Consider the following 20,421-nt stretch of genomic DNA (forward strand, 5'->3'; position numbering starts at 1 on the left):
ATTGTTTACCTTAAGTCTTAGCCCTGATAGAAGCGGCATCCTTTTGCTTTTTTCTTTAAAAAGCAAAAGATATAGCGGATAGCAGGAAATAGCTCCTAATCATTGCGAAATTTATAATTTAGACTACTAAAATTTGATATTTTTTGAATAAATTTGCGACTCAATTTTATAAAACAACACAATGAAAAATACTGCGCTTACGCACATACATGAGAGTTTGGGAGCGAAAATGCTGCCTTTTGCGGGTTACAACATGCCTATTACATATGAAGGTGTAAATGCTGAACATGAAACAGTTCGTAATAGTGTGGGCGTTTTTGACGTTTCGCATATGGGAGAATTTTTGCTAACGGGGCCAAATGCTTTGTCTTTGATTCAAAAAGTGACTTCAAATGATGCTTCGGCTTTGACTATTGGAAGAGCGCAATATTCTTGTCTTCCAAATAATGAAGGCGGAATTGTAGACGATTTGATTGTTTATAAAATGAAAGAAGAAGAGTATTTACTTGTTGTAAATGCTTCGAATATTGAAAAAGACTGGAGCTGGATTTCATCGTACAATGATTTGGGAGTTGAGATGAAAAACCTTTCTGATGATTATTCATTATTGGCAATTCAGGGACCAAAAGCGGTTGAGGCTATGCAGGCTTTATCTTCTATAGATTTATCTGCAATTGCCTATTACCATTTTGAAGTAGCAGATTTTGCTGGTTTTAATGATGTAATTATTTCTGCAACGGGTTATACTGGTTCGGGAGGATTCGAAATTTACTGCAAAAATGCTGATGCTGAAGCTATTTGGAACAAAGTTTTTGAAGCTGGTGCAGCTTTCGGAATTAAACCAATTGGTCTTGCAGCGCGCGATACTTTACGTCTTGAAATGGGATTCTGCCTTTACGGAAATGATATTAATGACACGACCTCTCCACTTGAAGCCGGTTTAGGATGGATTACTAAATTCACAAAGGATTTTACCAATTCTGAAGCTCTTAAAAAACAAAAAGAAGCGGGTGTTACCAAAAAATTAGTTGCTTTTGAAATGCAGGAGCGCGCAGTACCAAGACACGATTATGAAATTGTTGATGCTTCGGGCGAAGTAATTGGAATCGTAACTTCTGGAACTATGTCTCCTTCTATGAATAAGGGAATTGGTTTAGGATACGTAACTGTAGCAAATAGTGCTGTTGACAGTGATGTTTTTATTAGAATTAGAAAAAATGATGTTCTTGCTAAAGTGGTAAAATTGCCTTTTTACAAGAAATAATTAAAGTTATAAATATTGTAAGATGCATTACTGTAGTGGTAATGCATTTTTTTTGCCGCAGATTAAATAATTGTAGGGAGTAATCCTTTAAAATCATTTAATCTGCGGTATTTATTTATTATTTATATGTAAGATTTTTTAGAAAAAATGTAAACTGTTTTAGAAAAATTAGCGTAACTTTAATATAGAATGTTGAGATTTCACCTATGAACAAATTTTTGCCGTTATTTTTACTGATTACCTCTTTCCTATTTAGTCAAAATAGCGCCGAGACATGCCAAATTCTCAACAAAATAAATACCGTTGTTCAAACGGAACATTTACATCCAAAACCTGTTGATGACAGCTTATCTGTTTTTGTTTTTGATAACCTTATAAATGAATTAGATCCTTCCCGTAATATCTTCTTTAAGAGTGAATACGATCAATTGGCGGCAGAATATCGTTTAAATTTAGACGATTTAATTTTAAGTAACGATTGTACTTTTTTAACTGATATTACCGCAAAATATATTAACGGATTGATAAGAACTAAAGAAGTTCTTGAAAAAATTCAGGCAACTGCATTTGATTATACAAAGAAAGATACCATTAGATTCTACAAAAAATCATTTCCTTTTTATTTAAAGAAAGAAGATTTAGAGAAAGTATGGCGCAAAAAACTGCGTTATCAAATTCTGGATGATATTGCTGAAACCAGTGACAATCTGGATTCTATTAAAGCTAATTTTGCTTCTATCGAAGCTAAATCCAGAAAATTGATTCTTTCAAATGAAATTTGTCGCATCAGTACGCTTTTAGAAACTAAAACAAAACAGGACGAGAATCTTTATAATTTCTTTTGTACTTATTTTGATCCGCATACTGCTTATTTTAGCGACGATTCTAAATCGAGTTTTGTTGCTTCATTATCAAAAGAACATTTATCACTGGGAATGACAGTGAATCTTAATGAAAAAAATGAAATTATTGTTCACGAAATAGATCCAAATGGTCCGGCGTTTCAAACAGGACAGATTAAAAAAGGCGATCAGATAATTTCTGTTTCAAACCATAAAGAAACACTTCAGGTTTCCTGCGCTTCGTTAGAGTCTATATCCACAATGATTTTATCTGAAGCCAATAGAAGTCTCACGCTTACGCTGAAAAGAAACTCTGGCAAAAATTTTGACGTTTACATCGAAAAACAAGTAATGAAAGACGAAGAAAATTCGGTTTTCAGTTTCATTATTGGGAAGGAAAGTAAAATTGGCTATATAAAAATTCCTAGTTTCTATGCTGATTTAGATGGAAACAGTCGAAAAGGATGTGCCGATGATGTGGCCAGAGAAGTTATTAAACTTGAAAGAGATAATATCAAAGGCTTAGTGATTGACTTGATTGACAATGGCGGCGGTTCGATGGAAGAAGCGATAAAACTGGCTGGAATGTTTGTTGATTATGGCCCAATTTCGGTTGTTATTGATCATACAAAAGAGAAATCTGTTATTAATGATCCTTATAAAGGCATGATTTACAGAGGCCCAATTGTAGTTTTAGTGAATAGCAATACAGCTTCTGCAAGTGAATTTTTCTCTTCGATTATGCAGGATTACAATCGCGCGCTTTTATTAGGAAGCAATACGCTTGGAAAAGCTACTATGCAGACTATTCTTTCGCTTGACGAAAATAAAAATACTGATTTCCTTAAAATTACAATCAATAAATTCTACAGAGTTACAGGAAAAAGCCATCAATATATAGGTGTGACACCAGATGTTGTTCTTCCTGAATTTTATGAAGATGTTTATCAAAAAGAAAGTGATTTTCCTACTGCTATGAAAAATGACAGTATTGAACCTTTCTTAAAATTCAGGCCGTATGTAAAACGCGCTTTAATTGATAAATTGGCCAAAAACAGTTCTTTGAGATTGGCTGATAATTTTTATTTTAATGATATTAAAAAGATCAATCTAAAAATATATCAATTGGTCAATACGCCAAAAGCAGAAATTCCGATGACTTTGGATGCGATTTTTAAACAAAAGAAAATCGTAAATTCTCTTTGGACAGAAATTAATACTTTTAATGACGAAAATAATCCGCTGGATGTTTACAACTCTTCTGTAAATCAGTTTTTATTAGGTGCTTATCCTAATGATAAAACGATTAATCAATACCAAATGGATAATTTAAAAACAAATCCATACCTGAACGAAGCGGTCAACATTATCAATGACTTCAATTTTTCGAAATAGATTTTTGTTTCATGTTTCAAGTTGACTCAGCTTTGCGAACTCTGCGTAAAACTTTGCGCACTTTGCGGTTAACTTGAAACATGAAATTTAAAACTTGAAACAAAATAAAAAAAAACTTAAATTTTGATTTTGGATAAATAAGGAATAACCTTTATTTTTGCATCACAAAACTAAAAATTAGAAATGGGAAGAGCGTTCGAATTTAGAAAAGGAAGAAAAATGAAACGTTGGTCTGCAATGGCCAAAACTTTTACCAGAATTGGTAAAGACATCGTTATGGCTGTTAAAGAAGGCGGTCCTAACCCTGACGCCAATTCTAGATTAAGAGCTGTTATACAAAACGCAAAAGCGGCCAACATGCCAAAAGATAATGTTGAGCGCGCGATTAAAAATGCTAGTAATAAGGATACTGCCAACTATAAAGAAATTTTATTTGAAGGATATGCTCCTCACGGAATTGCGATTTTGATTGAAACTGCATCAGATAATAACAATAGAACGGTAGCAAACATTCGCAGTTATTTCAATAAATGTAACGGCACAATGGGAACTCAGGGTTCTGTTGAATTTATGTTTGATCATACTTGTAATTTCAGAATTGCAAATAATGGCCTTGACGCTGAGGAATTAGAACTGGAATTAATTGATTTTGGTGCTGAGGAAGTTTTTGAAGACGAAGACGGAATCTTGATCTATGCTCCTTTTGGAAGTTTTGGTGCTTTACAAAAAGAATTAGAAAACAGAGGTTTAGAAATTTTATCTTCTGGTTTTGAGCGTATTCCTCAAATTACAAAAGAATTAACCGAAGCTCAAATCGCTGATGTTGAAAAGCTAATCGAAAAAATTGAAGAAGATGATGACGTAATGAACGTTTATCATACTATGAAAGAGGAATAATATTCTTCTCTTTATAAAATTTAAAAGCTCTGAATTTTTCAGGGCTTTTTTGTTTTGTTAAAATTCATACAGAAGAAAGTAAAATATTATAAAAAGCAAAATAAACTATTATATTTGTCGCAATCAGATCATAATTCCTTTAAACAAAAACAAATATGCAAACATCAAAATACACAAGATTTGCCGTAATTATTCTGGTAATCTTATTTGTAGTGCTTAGTGTAATAAGCTGATAAAAAACGAAAAGCCTTCTGAAATTCAGAAGGCTTTCTTTTTATGAGAAAATATAAAAAATTATTTTTTTGGCGTGTTTGTTACTTTGATTAAATACGTTCCTTCGGGCAAATCACCAATATTAGAAGCATTTGCCCCTATTATTTTTTGCCCCTGAGAGAAAACCTCAACATTTTTACCACTTTTAGCAGCTTCTGCAGAAGATGCAGGTACTGGTAATTTTACAGGCGCAGGCGCAGCTTTTTTTTCTGTACTTGAAATTGGCACAGGCGGAGCTGCTACTGTTTTAGCCGGTTTTGAACTGTTATAAGATTCCATAACCTGCTCGTCTGTCATGGCAACAGTATACAATTTAATGTCGTCAATATCGGCATTGATACTTGTAGCTGTATTTACTTTTCCGATACTCAAAATATAACCTTTCGTTAAACGTGAAATTCCCTCAACAGATTTTAGCAATTCACCATTACGATAAATTTTTGAAGTACTGCCATCGTAAGTAATGCTGTACATGTACCAGATATCTTTTGTAAGCGGTGCAGAAACAGCCACATCATTCCCAGATCCCCATCCTTCAAGACTTATCTCAGAATTGCCTCCGGCTGATGCTTGCTGCACTAATCCAAAATATTGGGCATTTGCAGCGGTACCATACCCCAATACATTGTTCGCAGTAGCTACAGCATTGAATTTAATCCAAACAGATATTGTTCTTGGTTTATTGCCTTGAGGAAGATCGCCTACCACAGCCTGAAAAGCTTTATTAGAAAGTCGCAAAGCTCCTTTAGCGGTACCCATTCTGTCATTTACAAAAACAGGAGTACCTAAAAAGGAAATTGTATTATCTGCACTACTTAAGTTTCCGTTGAAATTAAATTCCTGAACCGGATTTTGCGAATTAGCATTTAAAAAACTTACAAACATTAAAGTGAGTAATATTTTCTTCATATGTATATAGATTTTTTACTGGATGATACCTTTTTATAATAACTTATTTGACAGCAATTTGATCATTCAAATTTTTATAATTACAAATTTTTAAATATTTTATTTGCAAATTTTGTTAAAACTATAATTTTAATTCAGCATAAACAAACAAATCCTACATACAAATACAGAATTCTCACAAAATACAAATAAATATAGATATGACAGGTTAAAAAAAAGCCTTCTGAATACAAAAGGCTGTTTCCTAATTCCAAAAAATCTAATTGCTACTAAACAATATTTAAAAACTAACTATTTAAAAAAATTAATTGATGGCCTTATTTTGATGTTATTTTTTTTGCCGGAGCATTCGAAATCTTTAGTAAATATGTTCCCTCAGGAAGATCATTTATAGTCATTAAATTATCCCCTACTACTTTTTGTCCTTGCGAATACACCTCAATATTTTTACCTCCCACGTTTACATCTTTACTCACAATTATATTGCTTGATGGCGTTTTTGCTGTTTTAGATTTTGCAGCTGTACCTTTTGCTTTAGGAGCTGCTGCAGCTTCTGCGACTACTATTAGAGGTTTAGAGCTATTATAAGACTCCACAACCTGTTCATCTGTCAAAGCCACATCATAAATCTTTAAATCGTCTACATCTGCGTTTATGCCAACCGATGTGTTTATTTCGCCTAATCTAAAAATAGTGCCTTTTGTAGAGCGTTTTAAACCATTTATGTATTTTAACAACTCTCCGTTTCGGTATATTTTAGAAACTGTACCGTCAAACGTTACCGTATATTGATACCAGACACCTTTTGCCAATGAAGTCGAGACAATAACATCATTTGCAGCACCCCAGCCCGCTAAACTTAAATCTGAATTAGAAGAAACTGTCGATTGCTGCAGTAAACCAAAATACTGGGCATTGTAAGCTGAACCATAACCCCAGATATAATTTGCAGAAGCTATGTCATTAAATTTAACCCAAATACTAACAGTTCTCGCTTTATTACCTTGCGGCAGATTATCTACCACGGCTTCCAGCGCTTTATTGTTTAATCTTTGAGCATTTCCGGCAATTCCTGATCTATCGGGTACAAATTCATTTGATCCCATAAAAGAAATTGTGTTCGATTCATTATTTAAAGTCCCATTGAAATTAAACTCCTGAATTGGATTTTGAGCAGTCGCATTCAAATAACTTACAAACATTACTGAGAGTAGAAATTTTTTCATAATAGCAGAATTTAGGGTTATAAATAAAGTGTGTCATTTATACACAGCTAAACTATACTATTATGCTTTTCGTCGAAAATTTTTTCGTTAACCTACCTAAATAATCGTTAAAATAACCAAAACTAATGATTTTATCGATAAAATTAGTTTTAATTATACTAATGAATTAATTCTTAAAATTATAAATTAACCTCAATTTCAATTAAAATATCTTACGTATAAATACGGTTTTCTCAATCAAAATAAAATAATTAACATTTATATAATTTAAACTTTTAAAATAATAGTACCTCTTTTTAGTGAATCTCTTAATCATTTAAAAGTCAACATAAAAAAAACTCCATTCGCAAAACGAATGGAGTTTTAAATTTTAGAAAAATAGTGACCTATTTTACGAATTCAATTTTTTGGGTTTCTTCTTCATTAACGCTGTCAAAGAATCCTTGTTCGTTCATCCATTCATCACTGAATACTTTACTCATATAACGTGAACCATGATCAGGAAAAATAGCGATAATATTACTTTCTTTTGTAAATTCACCTTCTTCCGCATATTGCTTAATTGCCTGCATTACTGCTCCAGAGGTGTATCCAACAAATAAACCTTCTTTACGAGTGATTTCTCTTGCTGAGTGAGCACTTTCCTCATCGGTAACTTTTATGAATTTATCGATGATATCAAAATCTGTTGCCGAAGGAATTAAGTTTTTACCTAAACCTTCAATACGATATGGGTAAATTTCTTTATTATCAAATTCTCTTGTTTCATGGTATTTTTTCAATACTGATCCAAAAGCATCTACTCCTAAGATTCTAATATTTGGATTTTGCTCTTTTAAGAATTTTGCAGTTCCGGAAATTGTTCCTCCAGTTCCGCTGCAAGCAATAAGATGTGTGATTTGTCCTTTTGTTTGTTCCCAGATTTCGGGACCTGTAGTGTTGTAATGGGCATCAATATTTAGCTGATTGAAATATTGATTAATATAAACTGAACCCTTTGTTTCTTCGTGTAATCGTTTTGCTACATTGTAGTATGACCTTTCATCATCTGCAGATACGTGAGCCGGACAGACATAAACTTTTGCGCCTAAACTTCTCAGCATGTCAATTTTGTCTTTGGATGATTTCGAACTCACGGCCAAAATACAATTATAACCTTTTATAATACTTACCATGGCTAAACTAAAACCTGTATTACCTGATGTAGTTTCTATAATGGTATCGCCTGGTGATAATATTCCTTTTCTTTCGGCTTCTTCAATAATATATAACGCTATTCTATCTTTTGAGGAATGACCTGGATTAAAAGCTTCTACCTTTGCGTAGAAATTTCCTTCTAAGTCTTCGGTGATTTTATTTAGTTTAATAAGCGGGGTATTACCTATTAACTCTAAAACATTATTATAAGCGTTTATTTCTTCTTTCATAAAAAAATAGTTAATCGAAGGTGTTTTTTACACGCCTTGATAGGTTGCAAATTTAACAAAAATTTTCTAATTAGCTTTTAATTTTTTCTAAATCTAATAAAAAACTAAATTCTTTTGCTAAGTCTTTTAAAGCCTCAAAACGTCCTGAAGCCCCGCCATGTCCAGCGTCCATATTAGTATCTAAAAACAATTGATTATCATTTGTTTTTAAATCTCTTAATTTAGCCACCCATTTTGCTGGCTCCCAATATTGTACCTGAGAATCATGCAATCCTGTTGATACATACATATTAGGATATTTTTGTGCTTTTACATTGTCATAAGGTGAATACGACAACATATAATCGTAATACTTTTTATTGTTTGGGTTTCCCCATTCGTCATATTCTCCGGTTGTCAGCGGAATGCTGTCGTCCAGCATTGTTGTAATAACATCAACAAAAGGTACCTGCGCTATAACTCCATTATATAACTCTGGTGCTTCATTTACAATGACACCCATTAAAAGTCCTCCTGCAGATCCACCTTCAGCATAAAGATGTTCTGATGACGTGTATTTCTCGTCTATTACAAATTTAGAGCAATCGATGAAATCTGTAAAGGTATTTTTCTTTTTTAACAGTTTTCCATCCTCATACCATTGTCTTCCTAAATCTTCTCCTCCTCTAATGTGCGCAATTGCATACACAAAACCACGATCTAATAATGAAAGTCTTGTTGAAGAAAAATAAGTATCCATCGTAATTCCGTATGAACCATATGCATAGAGCAATAACGGATTTTTACCATTTTTCTGTAAACCTTTTTTATAAATTATCGAAATTGGCACTTTTACGCCATCTCTTGCTGTTGCCCAAACTCGTTCTTCGACATAATTTTCTTTGTCAAATTTTCCGCCTAAAACCTGCTGTTCTTTTAGAATTTCTTTGGTTTTAGTTTTCATATTAAAATCGATCACAGATGATGGCGTAGCAAGCGATTGGTAGCTGTAACGCAGAATATCGGTATCAAAATCAATATTTGTTGTTGTAAAAGCATTGTAGGTTTCGCTTCCAAAAGGCAGATAATAATCCGGTTCGTCATTCCATGGCATAATTCGGATATGATTTAAACCATTCGAGCGTTCTTCTACAACTAGATAGTTTTTAAAGATCTCGATATCTTCTAACAAAACATCTTCTCTGTGCGGAATTACATCAACCCAGTTTTTTTTGCCTGTTTTATTTTCAGGCGTTTTCATTAGCTTGAAATTGGTTGCTTTGTCTTTATTTGTTAAGATATAAAATGAATCTTCATAATGAGAAATACTATATTCTAAACCACGAACACGAGGCTGAAACACTTCAAATTCTCCATCCGGATTATCTGAATTCAATATTCTGTATTCTGTAGTTAAAGTACTCGATGAACCAATTACAATATATTTTCTTGATTTTTCTTTGCTTACAGAAACATTAAAAGTATCATCAATTTCATCGTAAACTAAAACATCATTTTTAGAATCTGTGTTTAATTTATGTCTGAAAATCTTGTCAGATCTTAAAGTTACCTCATCCTGCTTGGTATAAAAAATGGTTTTATTATCATTTGCCCAAACAGATCCTCCTGTTGCATTTTCAATTTTATCTGATAGAATTTCTCCTGTTTCAAGATTTTTGATCTGGATGGTGTAAATCCTTCTTCCAACAATATCAGTTCCAAAACTGGCAAATTTATTATCAGGGCTTATACTTAAACCTCCTAATTTAAAATAAGCGTGACCTATTGCCAATTCATTACAATTGAACAGAATTTCTTCTTCTGCCGAAAGGCTTCCTTTTTTTCTTGAAAAAATTGGATAATCCTTTCCTGTTTCAAAACGTGTAATATAATAATATCCGTTGTAGAAATAAGGAACTGATGAATCATCTTCTTTAATTCTTCCTTTCATTTCTTCATATAAAGATTCCTGAAAACCTTTAGTATGAATGGTCATTTGCTGGTAATATTCGTTTTCTTTATTCAGATAATCAATAACTTCCGGATTTTCTCTGTCATTCAGCCAAAAATAATTATCGATTCGGGTTTCTTTGTGTTTTTTTAATGTTTTTGGAATTTCCTTGGCTTTTGGAGCCTGTATATTTTCTTGCATTGATTGAGCATTTGTTTTTAAATACGAAGGAGCAAAAATAGTACAAACGCAACAGAACAAAATTAATTTTTTCATAAAATATTCTATTGATTTAATACAGCAATATACTAATTTTGTATGAAATAATTTAAAAATCAACAAAAAATGGATTTAATGGGAATGATGGGAAAACTTAAAGAAACCCAGCAAAAAATTGAAGATACAAAGAAACGCCTTGATACTGTTTTAATTGACGAACAAAGCGCTGACGGATTATTAAAAATTACGATTACTGCAAATAGAAAAATAAAATCAATCTCTGTTGACGATTCTCTTTTAGAAGATAAAGAACAGTTGGAAGATTATTTAATTGTAACGCTAAATAAAGCTATCGAAAGAGCAACAAGTGTAAACGAAAGTGAACTTGACGCTGTCGCAAAAATGGATATGCCGATGATTCCGGGAATGGACAATCTTTTTAAATAAAGGGGCAAAGGTTCAGAGTTGCAAAGGTTCAAAGGTTTTCTTTTGTTGTACCTCAAAAAAAAGACGCACTAATTGTGCGTCTTTTTTTTAACCTTTGTCCCTTTGAACCTTTGCAACTCTGAACCTTTTTTCCTAAATCTTCGAAAACATTTCTAAAACATAGGTATGCATTACTTCTTTATAATCTAAATGCGTAACGATTCTGAGTTTGTTGTGTCCTAAGGAACTTATTAAAATATTTTTTTGTTTTAATTTTTCAATCAAAAGCTGGTCGCTGTAACCTTCGGCTAATGAAAAAATCAAAATATTTGTTTCTACAGGTTCTACGGCAGAAATCCAGGATTTTGTACTTAAAATTGCTCCGATTTCTTTAGCTCTGCGATGATCTTCTGCAAGACGTTCAATATTATTAGCTAAAGCATATAATCCTGCTGCAGCTAAATAACCAACCTGACGCATTCCGCCTCCCAATATTTTTCTGATTCTTAGTGCTCGGTGAATATCTGCTTTACTTCCTAATAAAACTGAACCAATTGGTGCACCTAAACCTTTTGATAAACAAACCGAAATAGTATCGAAAATGGCTCCAAATTCCTTTGGATTTTGTCTTTTAGCAACCAATGCATTCCAAATTCTGGCTCCGTCTAAATGGAACTTTAAATTATTAGCATCGCAGACTTTTTTTATATCTCTTAAATCTTCTAATTCATAACAAGCTCCGCCGCCTTTATTGGTTGTGTTTTCAACACAAACTAAACTTGTTAGAGGGCTATGATAAAATTCGGGATCATTAATTGCAGCCGCTACCTGTGCAGCATTTATCATTCCGCGGTCTCCATCTAACAAACAGCACGAAACTCCGCTGTTAAACGAAACTCCGCCGCCTTCATAATGAAAAACGTGAGCATATTTATCGGCAATTAATTGTTCTCCGGGTTGTGTATGCAGTTTAATTGCAGTTTGGTTCGCCATAGTTCCTGACGGAAAAAAAAGTCCAGCTTCCATACCAAAAAATTCGGCTATTCTTGTCTCTAATTCAATAACCGTAGGATCTTGTTTGTATACGTCGTCTCCAACCTGAGCGTTAAACATATACTGCAGCATTTCATATGAAGGCTTGGTAATGGTATCGCTAATTAAATTTATTTCCATATAAAAACTATATCTATTTTGGACAGCAAAATTACGTATTACTGTTTGTTATTAATCCCAAGTTTTAATAAATTTTAACTTGTGAATTACTTAGAACCAAATTAACGTAATATTTATAAAAAACATATAAAACTAGCATTAATAATTCAAAATTTGATTTCTTGTTTTTTAAAACAATTGTATTTACTAAAAAAGTCTTTTTAGACTTTATCTTTTTTGTACAATAATTTAATGCTGTATTCTAAAAACTAAATCTTATTTTTGTATAACGAAATTACGCATTAGTTTTTTGAAATAAACTAACGTAATATCTACAAAAAACAAATAAAACTACTTATTAATTTATGACAACAGCCGAACAAGTAAAAGGTATTGTGGAACGCCTTGGTGCGTTGAGGAGGTATCTTTGACGTTGATGCCAAGCTAATCGAAATTGCAAACGAAGAAGAAAAAACTTTTGCGCCTGATTTTTGGAATAATGCCAAAGAAGCAGAAAACATTGTAAAAAATCTTCGAAACAAGAAAAAATGGATTGAAGATTATGACAAAGCTGTAACGCTTACAGATGAATTACAACTGGCTTATGATTTTTATAAGGAAGGCGAGCTTTCTACAGATGAATTAGACGAACAATATGAGGCTGCACAAAGTCATATAGAAAACATCGAATTCAAAAACATGCTTTCTGACGAAGGCGACAGTTTAAGCGCTGTTGTTCAAATCACTGCCGGAGCCGGCGGAACTGAAAGCTGCGACTGGGCAGGAATGCTGATGCGTATGTACATGATGTGGGGCGAAAGTTATGGCTATAAAATAAAAGAACTTAACTTTCAGGAAGGTGATGTTGCCGGAATAAAAACGGTAACTTTAGAATTTGAAGGAGATTATTCTTTTGGATACTTAAAAGGAGAAAATGGTGTTCACCGTTTGGTTAGAATCTCTCCTTTTGACAGTAATGCTAAACGACATACTTCATTTGTATCTGTTTATGTTTATCCGCTTGTTGATGATAGTATCGAAATCGACATTAATCCTGCCGATATCGAAATTACAACGTCGCGCTCAAGTGGTGCGGGAGGACAAAATGTGAATAAAGTAGAAACTAAAGTACAATTAGTTCACAAACCAACCGGAATCCAGATTCAATGTTCCGAAACAAGATCTCAGCAAGATAACAGACAGCGTGCTATGCAAATGCTTCGTTCTCAATTATATGAAATTGAGTTAAAGAAACAACAAGCGCAGCGTGCCGACATTGAGGCCGGAAAAATGAAAATCGAATGGGGTTCACAGATTCGTAATTATGTAATGCAGCCTTATAAATTAGTTAAAGACGTTCGAACAGGTTACGAAACTAGTGATGTCGACGGCGTAATGAACGGTAATATTGATCCTTTCCTAAAAGCATTTTTAATGATGATGGGGCAGAAAGAGGAAGAATAGTCACAGTGTTCAGTCTCAGTTTACAGTAAACATGAAACCTTAAAACTAAAAAGTTATGATAAAATGGGCAGATGTAATTCATTTTACAAATAAGGGAAATCCGGCTCCGGAAAAAAGAGTGGAGAAAACGGAACAAGAATGGAAACAGCTTTTAACTCCCGAAGAATATCAGGTAACACGTTTAAAAGGAACTGAAAGATCTTTCAGCTCTGAATTATGCAGTTTATTTGATCCTGGAATTTACGAGTGCAAATGCTGCGGAACGGTTCTTTTTGATGCAAGTGAAAAATTTGAATCAGGAACGGGCTGGCCGTCTTTTACACAGCCAATTAAAGAAAATGCAATTGGTTATAATGCCGACAAATCATACGGAATGATTCGTGTGGAAGTGGTCTGTAATGTATGTGATGCGCATTTAGGACATGTTTTCCCTGACGGACCAGAACCAAGTGGTTTGCGATACTGCATTAATGCAATATCTCTATCAAAAATTAAAGAATAAATTCAACAAGCGATTCCTTTTAAAAGTGGATCGCTTTTTTTTTTAATACCCACAAAGAGAAACAATTAACAAAACAAATGTAGGCTGCTACTTACCAAATAATTAATTTATTTTTTATACAAAAAACTTAAGATTATTCACCCAAAAATGCAGCAACCACAAATCAATTTATTAAAAAACTTGCAGAAATTTAATAGTTAAAATGTTAATTTTGTAATATTTAGACTTCTATTTTAAATATTTATTAAGAAACTTAAAAATTTTATTAGGTAATTAAAATCTATTTTATTTTATTTGACAAAAATTAACCCTAAGTCGAATAAAATTTATCAATGAGATCCTATTCAATTCAAGAAATTAATGAAGTAATTAATGGTGTAATTTACGGCACTACTTCACAGAGCGTTACCGCAACAGAGCAATTAGAAAAAGCTACTACTTCAGAAATTTCTTTTATAGGAAATAAAAAATATGAAAAGTACTGGTCAACCTCAAATGCCTCTATTGCTGTCGTAAACGAAGACATTTCTATTGAACCTGGAGAAAATCGCGCTTTTATTAAAGTAAAAAATGCTGATTTGGCCATGTCGCAGATTCTTGCCCTTTTTGCTCCGCCTACTCCAATTTTTCATAATAATATCCATAGAACAGCTACAATAGACGAAACAGCAATTATTGGCGAAGGTGCCAAAATTGGTGCAGGCTGTTATATTGGACCAAAAGTTGAAATTGGTGCCAATGCAGTAATTTACCCAAATGTTACTATTCTGGACGAATGTACCATTGGAAAAAATACCATTATCTGGTCTGGAAGTGTTGTTCGTGAGCGTTGCCATATTGGAAGTGATTGTATTATTCACCCGAATGCTACAATTGGTGCTGACGGTTTTGGATTTCGTCCTTGTTCTGAAAAAGGCTTAGTAAAGATTCCACAAATTGGAAATGTCATTATCGGAAACGGAGTTGAAATTGGAGCAAATTCTTGCGTTGACCGCGGAAAATTCAGTTCGACAATTCTTGGGGACGGCTGTAAAATTGATAATTTGGTTCAAATTGGACATAACAGTAAATTAGGCAGATTCTGTATTATGGCTGGAAACAGTGGTTTAGCAGGTTCTGTAACTTTAGGAAACGGTGTTATTATTGGCGGAAGCGCTTCAATAAAAGACCATACTACTATTGGCGACGGAGCTGTAATTGGAGCCGGATCTGGTGTTACCGGAGATGTTCCTGCAGGAAAAACAATGCTGGGTTATCCGGCGGTTGAAGCTCGTGATGCTTTAAAACAATGGGCCATGCTAAAACAAATGGTTTGCGCTCCTAAAAAATAATTCAATTACAAAATGATATAGAAAAAACCAGAAGTTAATCTTCTGGTTTTTTGTTTTTATAAAGCTTCACATTCAAAGCCAATTACTTTCATTAAAAAAATTACCCTTTCGATAATATCATCTTTACATTCAAATCTTAGAATATTATCACAGTCCTCGAGATCAAAATTCCACTTTGAATTAGGAAATAACTGATTCAGCTTTGGTGCAACCTTCTTAACTTTCGAAATATTATCAACATTTGTTTTAAATACAAAAATCATAACTTTTACTGGTTTTGAATTTTACTTAAAATTTTAGAATCAATGTAAAAAGTGCCAAACGGAATTACACAAGCCAAAAGCACTTTCCAGGTTGTAGTTGCAAATTTCCAGTTCTGCTCTACTCCAACGCTTAAAGTATTGAAAATAAAAAGTAAAAATAATGCGCCATGAACTGTACCAACCGGTCTTGTTAAAAATGGCATTTCAAAAATATATTTCATGGGCATTGCTATAAAAAGCAAAATTAAAAGTGAAGTTCCTTCAAGGAATCCAATAATTCGTAATCTTCCGGTATTTATCTGAAGTAAGTTTTTCATAATTATCTAAAATAAGGTCGGTTTGCAAGAGGTGAAAATGGCCACGGAATGGCAATAAAAATGATTAATAAGGCGACAGAAAACCATACAAGCATCGTTCTGAATTTTTGCTCATCAGAAAATTTTCTTTTGGCTAAAGCCGAACCTATTGTGATGAAAACTATTGCGATTAACATTAAGGCAATGTGAATAATTCCGAAGAATGAAGCATCTAAATTTTGCACAGCTTCTTTAAAATTCTTCCAGAAATATTTTACAATCGGACTTTGCACATAAACTAATATTCCAAAAATAAGCTGAATATGGGCAATTGTAGCCGTCCAATGCCGGATGAGGTTATCTTTCTTGGTAAAAGGAAGTTTTTGAAAATAACCTTTGTAAGCGATATAAATAGAATATAACAAGCTTACCAATACGAACCATCTTATGAAAGAGTGGCATACTAAAAGAGTTTGATACATTGTTTTTTGATTAAGACAATGCAAATATATTTAAAAACATACTACTTAGTATGTTTTTGAAAAATAATTTTATTTCAAACCATTCAAATAACTTCTAAGTTCTTTTAAATAAACAAGATAAGAAGAATTATCATTTTGAAGTTTTCCGAAATTTCGTATTCCCCAATAACCGGATAAGATAAAAAAGGCAACTTGTTCACCCATTACATCTTTGCGAATTATACCAGATTTTTTTCCTTTTTCGATTGAATTTATGATTGTCTTTTTCCATAAATCTACTAATTCAGCTAATGCTTCACTAAACCTGTTATTCCATGGCGTCATTTCTTGTGTAAGATTTCCAACCGGGCAGCCGTATTTTACCTGCAAAAAAGGATCTTCGAGTAATAAATATGAAATCATATTATAAAAATCTTCAATTGGATTTTGCGAAGATTCTGTTGGTTTTATAAAATGTTCCTGCATGGTTGGTTTCAAAATCTCCTCAATAATGGCGATTCCCATTTCATCTTTTGTTTTAAAATGATAATAAAAAGCGCCTTTTGTTACTTGAGTTGTGGCAATAATTTCATCAATACTTGTGGTTTGATATCCTTTGGTATAGATCAATTCAAATGCTTTATGAAGAATCGTAAGTCGGGTATTAGCAGCTTTAGACATAAAAAAATACTAATTAGTATGAAAAAGCAAATTAAAGGAAAATAATTGGTTTATGATTCTTTCCATCCATTTTGAAAAAACTCAGAAGAAAATATTTATAAACTTTTTCTTAATTCACAAAGCAATCGGTTTATTTCAATTGATTTTGTAAATTAGCCAACACTATTTTGTAAAATCAATATTATATCATGGATTTAAACTTCAATAAAAACGAAGATCACAATAAACTATTACTTTCAGAACTAAAACAAAAATTTGCCAAAGTAAAATTGGGCGGCGGCGAAAAACGAATTGAAAAACTACATGCCGAAGGAAAAATGACGGCTCGTGAGCGCATTGCTTATTTATTAGATGAAAATTCAGAAAATATTGAAATTGGAGGTTTTGCCGGAGAAGGAATGTACGCTGAACATGGCGGATGCCCTTCTGGCGGAGTTGTTATTAAAATAGGATATATAAAAGGGAAACAATGTATTGTAGTGGCCAATGATGCCACTGTAAAAGCTGGTGCATGGTTCCCAATTACAGGTAAAAAAAATCTGCGAGCACAGGAAATTGCAATGGAAAACAGACTCCCAATTATTTACTTAGTAGACAGTGCCGGAGTATATCTGCCAATGCAGGATGAAATTTTTCCTGACAAAGAACATTTCGGACGCATCTTTAGAAATAATGCTCAAATGAGCAGTATGGGAATAACGCAAATCGCTGCCGTTATGGGAAGCTGCGTTGCCGGAGGTGCTTATCTTCCAATTATGAGCGATGAAGCTTTAATCGTGGACAAAACAGGCAGTATTTTCCTTGCTGGAAGTTATTTGGTTAAAGCTGCAATTGGCGAAACTATTGATAATGAAACTTTAGGCGGAGCAACAACACACTGCGAAATATCAGGAGTTACCGATTATAAAGCTAAAGATGATAAAGATGCTTTAGATAAAATCAAAAGTATAGTCGATAAAATTGGTGATTTTGATAAAGCCGGTTACAGCAGAATCAAAGCTGAAAAACCTGCTCTAGACCAAAAAGATATTTATGGTATTTTACCAAAAGCCCGAAATGAGCAATATGACATGATGGAAATCATCAATCGTTTGGTTGATAATTCAGAATTTGAGACTTACAAAGACGGTTACGGTCAATCCTTAATTACCGGTTATGCCAGAATTGACGGTTGGGCAGTTGGTATTGTGGCCAATCAGCGTAAAGTGGTTAAAACCAAAAAAGGCGAAATGCAGTTTGGCGGTGTAATTTATTCTGACAGTGCCGATAAAGCAACCCGTTTTATTGCCAATTGTAACCAAAAGAAAATTCCGTTGGTATTCTTACAAGATGTTACCGGATTTATGGTTGGCTCAAAATCTGAGCATGGCGGTATTATTAAAGATGGTGCCAAAATGGTAAATGCCGTAAGTAATTCGGTTGTACCAAAATTTACTGTTATTGTAGGGAATTCGTATGGTGCAGGAAATTACGCTATGTGCGGAAAAGCCTATGACCCAAGATTAATATTTGCCTGGCCAAGTGCAGAACTTGCTGTTATGGGTGGAACGCAGGCCGCAAAAGTTTTAGCACAAATTGAAGCTTCTTCGCTTAAAGCGAAAGGAGAAATTATAGATGAAGCCAAGGAAGCTGAACTTTTTAATAAAATAAAAGCACGTTACGACGAGCAGACTTCACCATATTATGCAGCCTCTAGATTATGGACAGATGCAATTATTGATCCGCTTGATACCCGCAAATGGATTTCAATGGGAATCGAAGCTGCCAACCATGCTCCTATTCAAAAACCATTTAATCTGGGCGTAATTCAGGTTTAATATTTCATAAATACAGATAACGCGTTAAATAAATAGTAAAAAACTTATTTCCAGATACTTAAATTAAATATATCATTAAAAATTAGTAACTTTATATATATAATTTTAATTACGTAGTATCATGGAAAATGTCAAAAGCTTAAATAAGTGGGCAAATGCCCACACTTATTTACCAGTAGATTTAGTACGTATAATATTGGGTGTTTTTTTATTTATGAAAGGAGTTTCTTTTGTAACAAACGTTCAGTATTTACATGATTTAATATCTCCAATTGATCGGTTCGGAGGCGGAATGTTTCTTCTGCATTATATTGCACCCGCTCACATGATTGGAGGTATAATGATTGTTTTTGGGCTACTTACCCGCTGGGCAATTGCAGCTCAATTACCAATACTATTTGGCGCTGTTCTCGTAAACTTTATGGGACACATGCGTTCTGAAAGCTTAGCTTTAGCTATAGTAGTTCTTTTACTTTGCATGTTCTTTTTATTCTACGGAGGAGGAAAACACTCAGCCGACTATTATTTTAAAATGCAGCAATAAAAATATTTATCCTCAACTATTAAAGGTTGAGGATAAAATATTAAAGCTATTTTTAAGAAGTAATTAGCACTTAAAATTTCATTTATTGTGTTTTATGAACTAAATTCGCCACCATGAATTGGATTCGTAAAACCATACTTTTCGTATCACTTTTGATCATAGGTCTTTTTGCCGCTCAGGCAAACGAGTTTCCTGTGCAAAAAACGGAAAGTCAAAAAACGGATACCAATTTCTCAAAAGGAACTGCAGATTCTTCAGCATTCATTCAGCCTCAGGGAAGTTATCACTTTGCGGCGAATATCAAAACAGATCATCCCGCATCAATTAAATGGTTTGATTCTTTACTAATTGTTGTTCCGCAGCATAAAGTAATTAAATCTGCATTTAACTTTACAAACCAATTTTCTACACAGAGCAAAAAAATCACATTAATGCTCTATGCCTTCCATTTTTTCTGGTAATTAAAACTTTGAAATTCTAATCTGGAGAAGCAATTCTTCACAAGCAATTAAACTGTTTCTATCCCGAAACTGTTTACAATTTCATACTATTTACCAAATTTAAAAAAAGAAAAATGGAAACAAGTGTAACCATAATTGGTATTGTGATTGCGGTCATAGTAGCCATCCCAATATATTTTTCAGCACGATCGAGCGCAGCAAACAAAACTAAAATTTTAAATATCAAAAAGAAATTCAACCCAAACAATCCTCAGGAATTTGATTTGACTGAATCTCAGAACAATAAAACTTTAACGATTGATCAAAAAAACAGAAAATTTATTTTGATGAATTTCAATCCAAATCAACAAGAATCAACCTATGTCGATTTGAGAACTGTTTCATCTTGCAAATTAGTTTTAACTACAGAAGGGAACTCAGACACAATCGTAAAAATTGATTATGATTTTCAGGATAGAGAAACTTCTAAAAAAATTACAATTCCATTCTATGATTTTGATGATGACCGCATTAAACAAATAAGTGCTTATCAAGATCATATGTTTGCCAAAAAATGGCTTAAAATCATTCAGGATTCTATTTAGTGTTAGTTATTTAATTCAGTAGGAAAGAGGCTCTTTATGAGTCTCTTTTTTTTTGTC

Annotated in this window: 19 protein-coding genes; 11 read left to right on the plus strand and 8 right to left on the minus strand. The window is 33.2% G+C overall.

Features of this window, described 5'->3' with window-relative positions; all coding sequences use genetic code 11:
* Nucleotides 1-181: 181 nt before the first annotated feature.
* The 3 genes from gcvT (at nt 182) to ASD98_RS16035 (ending at nt 4,398) form a co-directional block, all read left to right on the plus strand.
* Entirely contained in the window at nt 182-1,264 is a 1,083-nt protein-coding gene (gene gcvT / locus ASD98_RS16025) for a glycine cleavage system aminomethyltransferase GcvT (RefSeq protein WP_056206156.1), read from the plus strand.
* A gap of 206 nt (nt 1,265-1,470) precedes the next feature.
* A complete protein-coding gene (locus ASD98_RS16030) occupies nt 1,471-3,501 on the plus strand; it encodes a S41 family peptidase (protein ID WP_056206158.1) in 2,031 nt (676 codons plus the stop codon).
* A gap of 183 nt (nt 3,502-3,684) precedes the next feature.
* Nucleotides 3,685-4,398, plus strand: coding sequence for a YebC/PmpR family DNA-binding transcriptional regulator (locus ASD98_RS16035; protein ID WP_026729302.1), 714 nt, complete (start codon nt 3,685-3,687; stop codon nt 4,396-4,398).
* A 294-nt stretch (nt 4,399-4,692) separates the two neighbouring features.
* Here the strand turns inward: ASD98_RS16035 and ASD98_RS16040 are convergent, their stop codons facing one another.
* The 4 genes from ASD98_RS16040 to ASD98_RS16055 all read right to left on the minus strand — a co-directional run bounded on the left by ASD98_RS16040 (nt 4,693) and on the right by ASD98_RS16055 (nt 10,439).
* Entirely contained in the window at nt 4,693-5,580 is an 888-nt protein-coding gene (locus ASD98_RS16040; protein ID WP_056206160.1) for a LamG domain-containing protein, read from the minus strand.
* 317 nt (nt 5,581-5,897) lie between these two features.
* Entirely contained in the window at nt 5,898-6,806 is a 909-nt protein-coding gene (locus tag ASD98_RS16045) for a LamG domain-containing protein (RefSeq protein WP_056206162.1), read from the minus strand.
* Nucleotides 6,807-7,192: 386 nt separating this feature from the next.
* Nucleotides 7,193-8,233 carry a PLP-dependent cysteine synthase family protein gene (locus ASD98_RS16050; protein ID WP_056206165.1) on the minus strand — a complete coding sequence of 347 codons (1,041 nt, stop codon included), beginning with the start codon at nt 8,231-8,233 and terminating at the stop codon, nt 7,193-7,195.
* A 70-nt stretch (nt 8,234-8,303) separates the two neighbouring features.
* Entirely contained in the window at nt 8,304-10,439 is a 2,136-nt protein-coding gene (locus ASD98_RS16055; protein ID WP_056206167.1) for a S9 family peptidase, read from the minus strand.
* Between the two features lie 69 nt (nt 10,440-10,508).
* Between ASD98_RS16055 and ASD98_RS16060 the strand changes: the two genes are divergently transcribed.
* A complete protein-coding gene (locus ASD98_RS16060) occupies nt 10,509-10,829 on the plus strand; it encodes a YbaB/EbfC family nucleoid-associated protein (RefSeq protein WP_053473588.1) in 321 nt (106 codons plus the stop codon).
* A 132-nt stretch (nt 10,830-10,961) separates the two neighbouring features.
* On the opposite strand, the gene ASD98_RS16065 is transcribed toward ASD98_RS16060, so the two are convergent.
* Nucleotides 10,962-11,981: a low specificity L-threonine aldolase gene (locus ASD98_RS16065; protein WP_056206169.1), complete on the minus strand. Its 1,020-nt coding sequence runs from the start codon at nt 11,979-11,981 to the stop codon at nt 10,962-10,964.
* A gap of 344 nt (nt 11,982-12,325) precedes the next feature.
* Here ASD98_RS16065 and prfB point away from each other — a divergent pair.
* The 3 genes from prfB (at nt 12,326) to lpxD (ending at nt 15,257) form a co-directional block, all read left to right on the plus strand.
* Nucleotides 12,326-13,424 (plus strand): peptide chain release factor 2 gene (prfB, locus tag ASD98_RS16070; RefSeq protein WP_128414851.1). Its coding sequence is split into 2 segments (ribosomal slippage): nt 12,326-12,388 and nt 12,390-13,424, totalling 1,098 coding nucleotides; the frame shifts between segments, so codons are not numbered across the junction.
* Nucleotides 13,425-13,479: 55 nt separating this feature from the next.
* Nucleotides 13,480-13,926 carry a peptide-methionine (R)-S-oxide reductase MsrB gene (gene msrB / locus ASD98_RS16075; RefSeq protein WP_056206174.1) on the plus strand — a complete coding sequence of 149 codons (447 nt, stop codon included), beginning with the start codon at nt 13,480-13,482 and terminating at the stop codon, nt 13,924-13,926.
* 332 nt (nt 13,927-14,258) lie between these two features.
* Nucleotides 14,259-15,257: a UDP-3-O-(3-hydroxymyristoyl)glucosamine N-acyltransferase gene (gene lpxD, locus ASD98_RS16080; protein WP_056206175.1), complete on the plus strand. Its 999-nt coding sequence runs from the start codon at nt 14,259-14,261 to the stop codon at nt 15,255-15,257.
* 268 nt (nt 15,258-15,525) lie between these two features.
* On the opposite strand, the gene ASD98_RS16090 is transcribed toward lpxD, so the two are convergent.
* The 3 genes from ASD98_RS16090 to ASD98_RS16100 form a co-directional block, all read right to left on the minus strand.
* Nucleotides 15,526-15,837 carry a DUF3817 domain-containing protein gene (locus ASD98_RS16090; protein WP_056206180.1) on the minus strand — a complete coding sequence of 104 codons (312 nt, stop codon included), beginning with the start codon at nt 15,835-15,837 and terminating at the stop codon, nt 15,526-15,528.
* 2 nt (nt 15,838-15,839) lie between these two features.
* Nucleotides 15,840-16,298 (minus strand): hypothetical protein, encoded by a 459-nt coding sequence (locus ASD98_RS16095; RefSeq protein WP_056206182.1) that lies wholly within the window; start codon nt 16,296-16,298, stop codon nt 15,840-15,842.
* Nucleotides 16,299-16,367: 69 nt separating this feature from the next.
* A complete protein-coding gene (locus ASD98_RS16100) occupies nt 16,368-16,958 on the minus strand; it encodes a TetR/AcrR family transcriptional regulator (protein WP_056206184.1) in 591 nt (196 codons plus the stop codon).
* Between the two features lie 188 nt (nt 16,959-17,146).
* Between ASD98_RS16100 and ASD98_RS16105 the strand changes: the two genes are divergently transcribed.
* The 4 genes from ASD98_RS16105 to ASD98_RS16120 all read left to right on the plus strand — a co-directional run bounded on the left by ASD98_RS16105 (nt 17,147) and on the right by ASD98_RS16120 (nt 20,364).
* Complete coding sequence (locus ASD98_RS16105) at nt 17,147-18,775, plus strand: acyl-CoA carboxylase subunit beta (protein WP_056206185.1); 1,629 nt, start codon at nt 17,147-17,149, stop codon at nt 18,773-18,775.
* 121 nt (nt 18,776-18,896) lie between these two features.
* On the plus strand, nt 18,897-19,319 hold the full coding sequence (locus ASD98_RS16110) for a DoxX family protein (RefSeq protein WP_056206186.1): 423 nt from the start codon (nt 18,897-18,899) through the stop codon (nt 19,317-19,319).
* A 113-nt stretch (nt 19,320-19,432) separates the two neighbouring features.
* Complete coding sequence (locus ASD98_RS16115) at nt 19,433-19,780, plus strand: hypothetical protein (RefSeq protein ID WP_056206187.1); 348 nt, start codon at nt 19,433-19,435, stop codon at nt 19,778-19,780.
* Nucleotides 19,781-19,893: 113 nt separating this feature from the next.
* Entirely contained in the window at nt 19,894-20,364 is a 471-nt protein-coding gene (locus ASD98_RS16120; protein ID WP_056206189.1) for a hypothetical protein, read from the plus strand.
* The last annotated feature ends 57 nt before the right edge of the window (nt 20,365-20,421 follow it).

This window comes from Flavobacterium sp. Root186, assembly GCF_001428525.1.
GTDB lineage: Bacteria > Bacteroidota > Bacteroidia > Flavobacteriales > Flavobacteriaceae > Flavobacterium.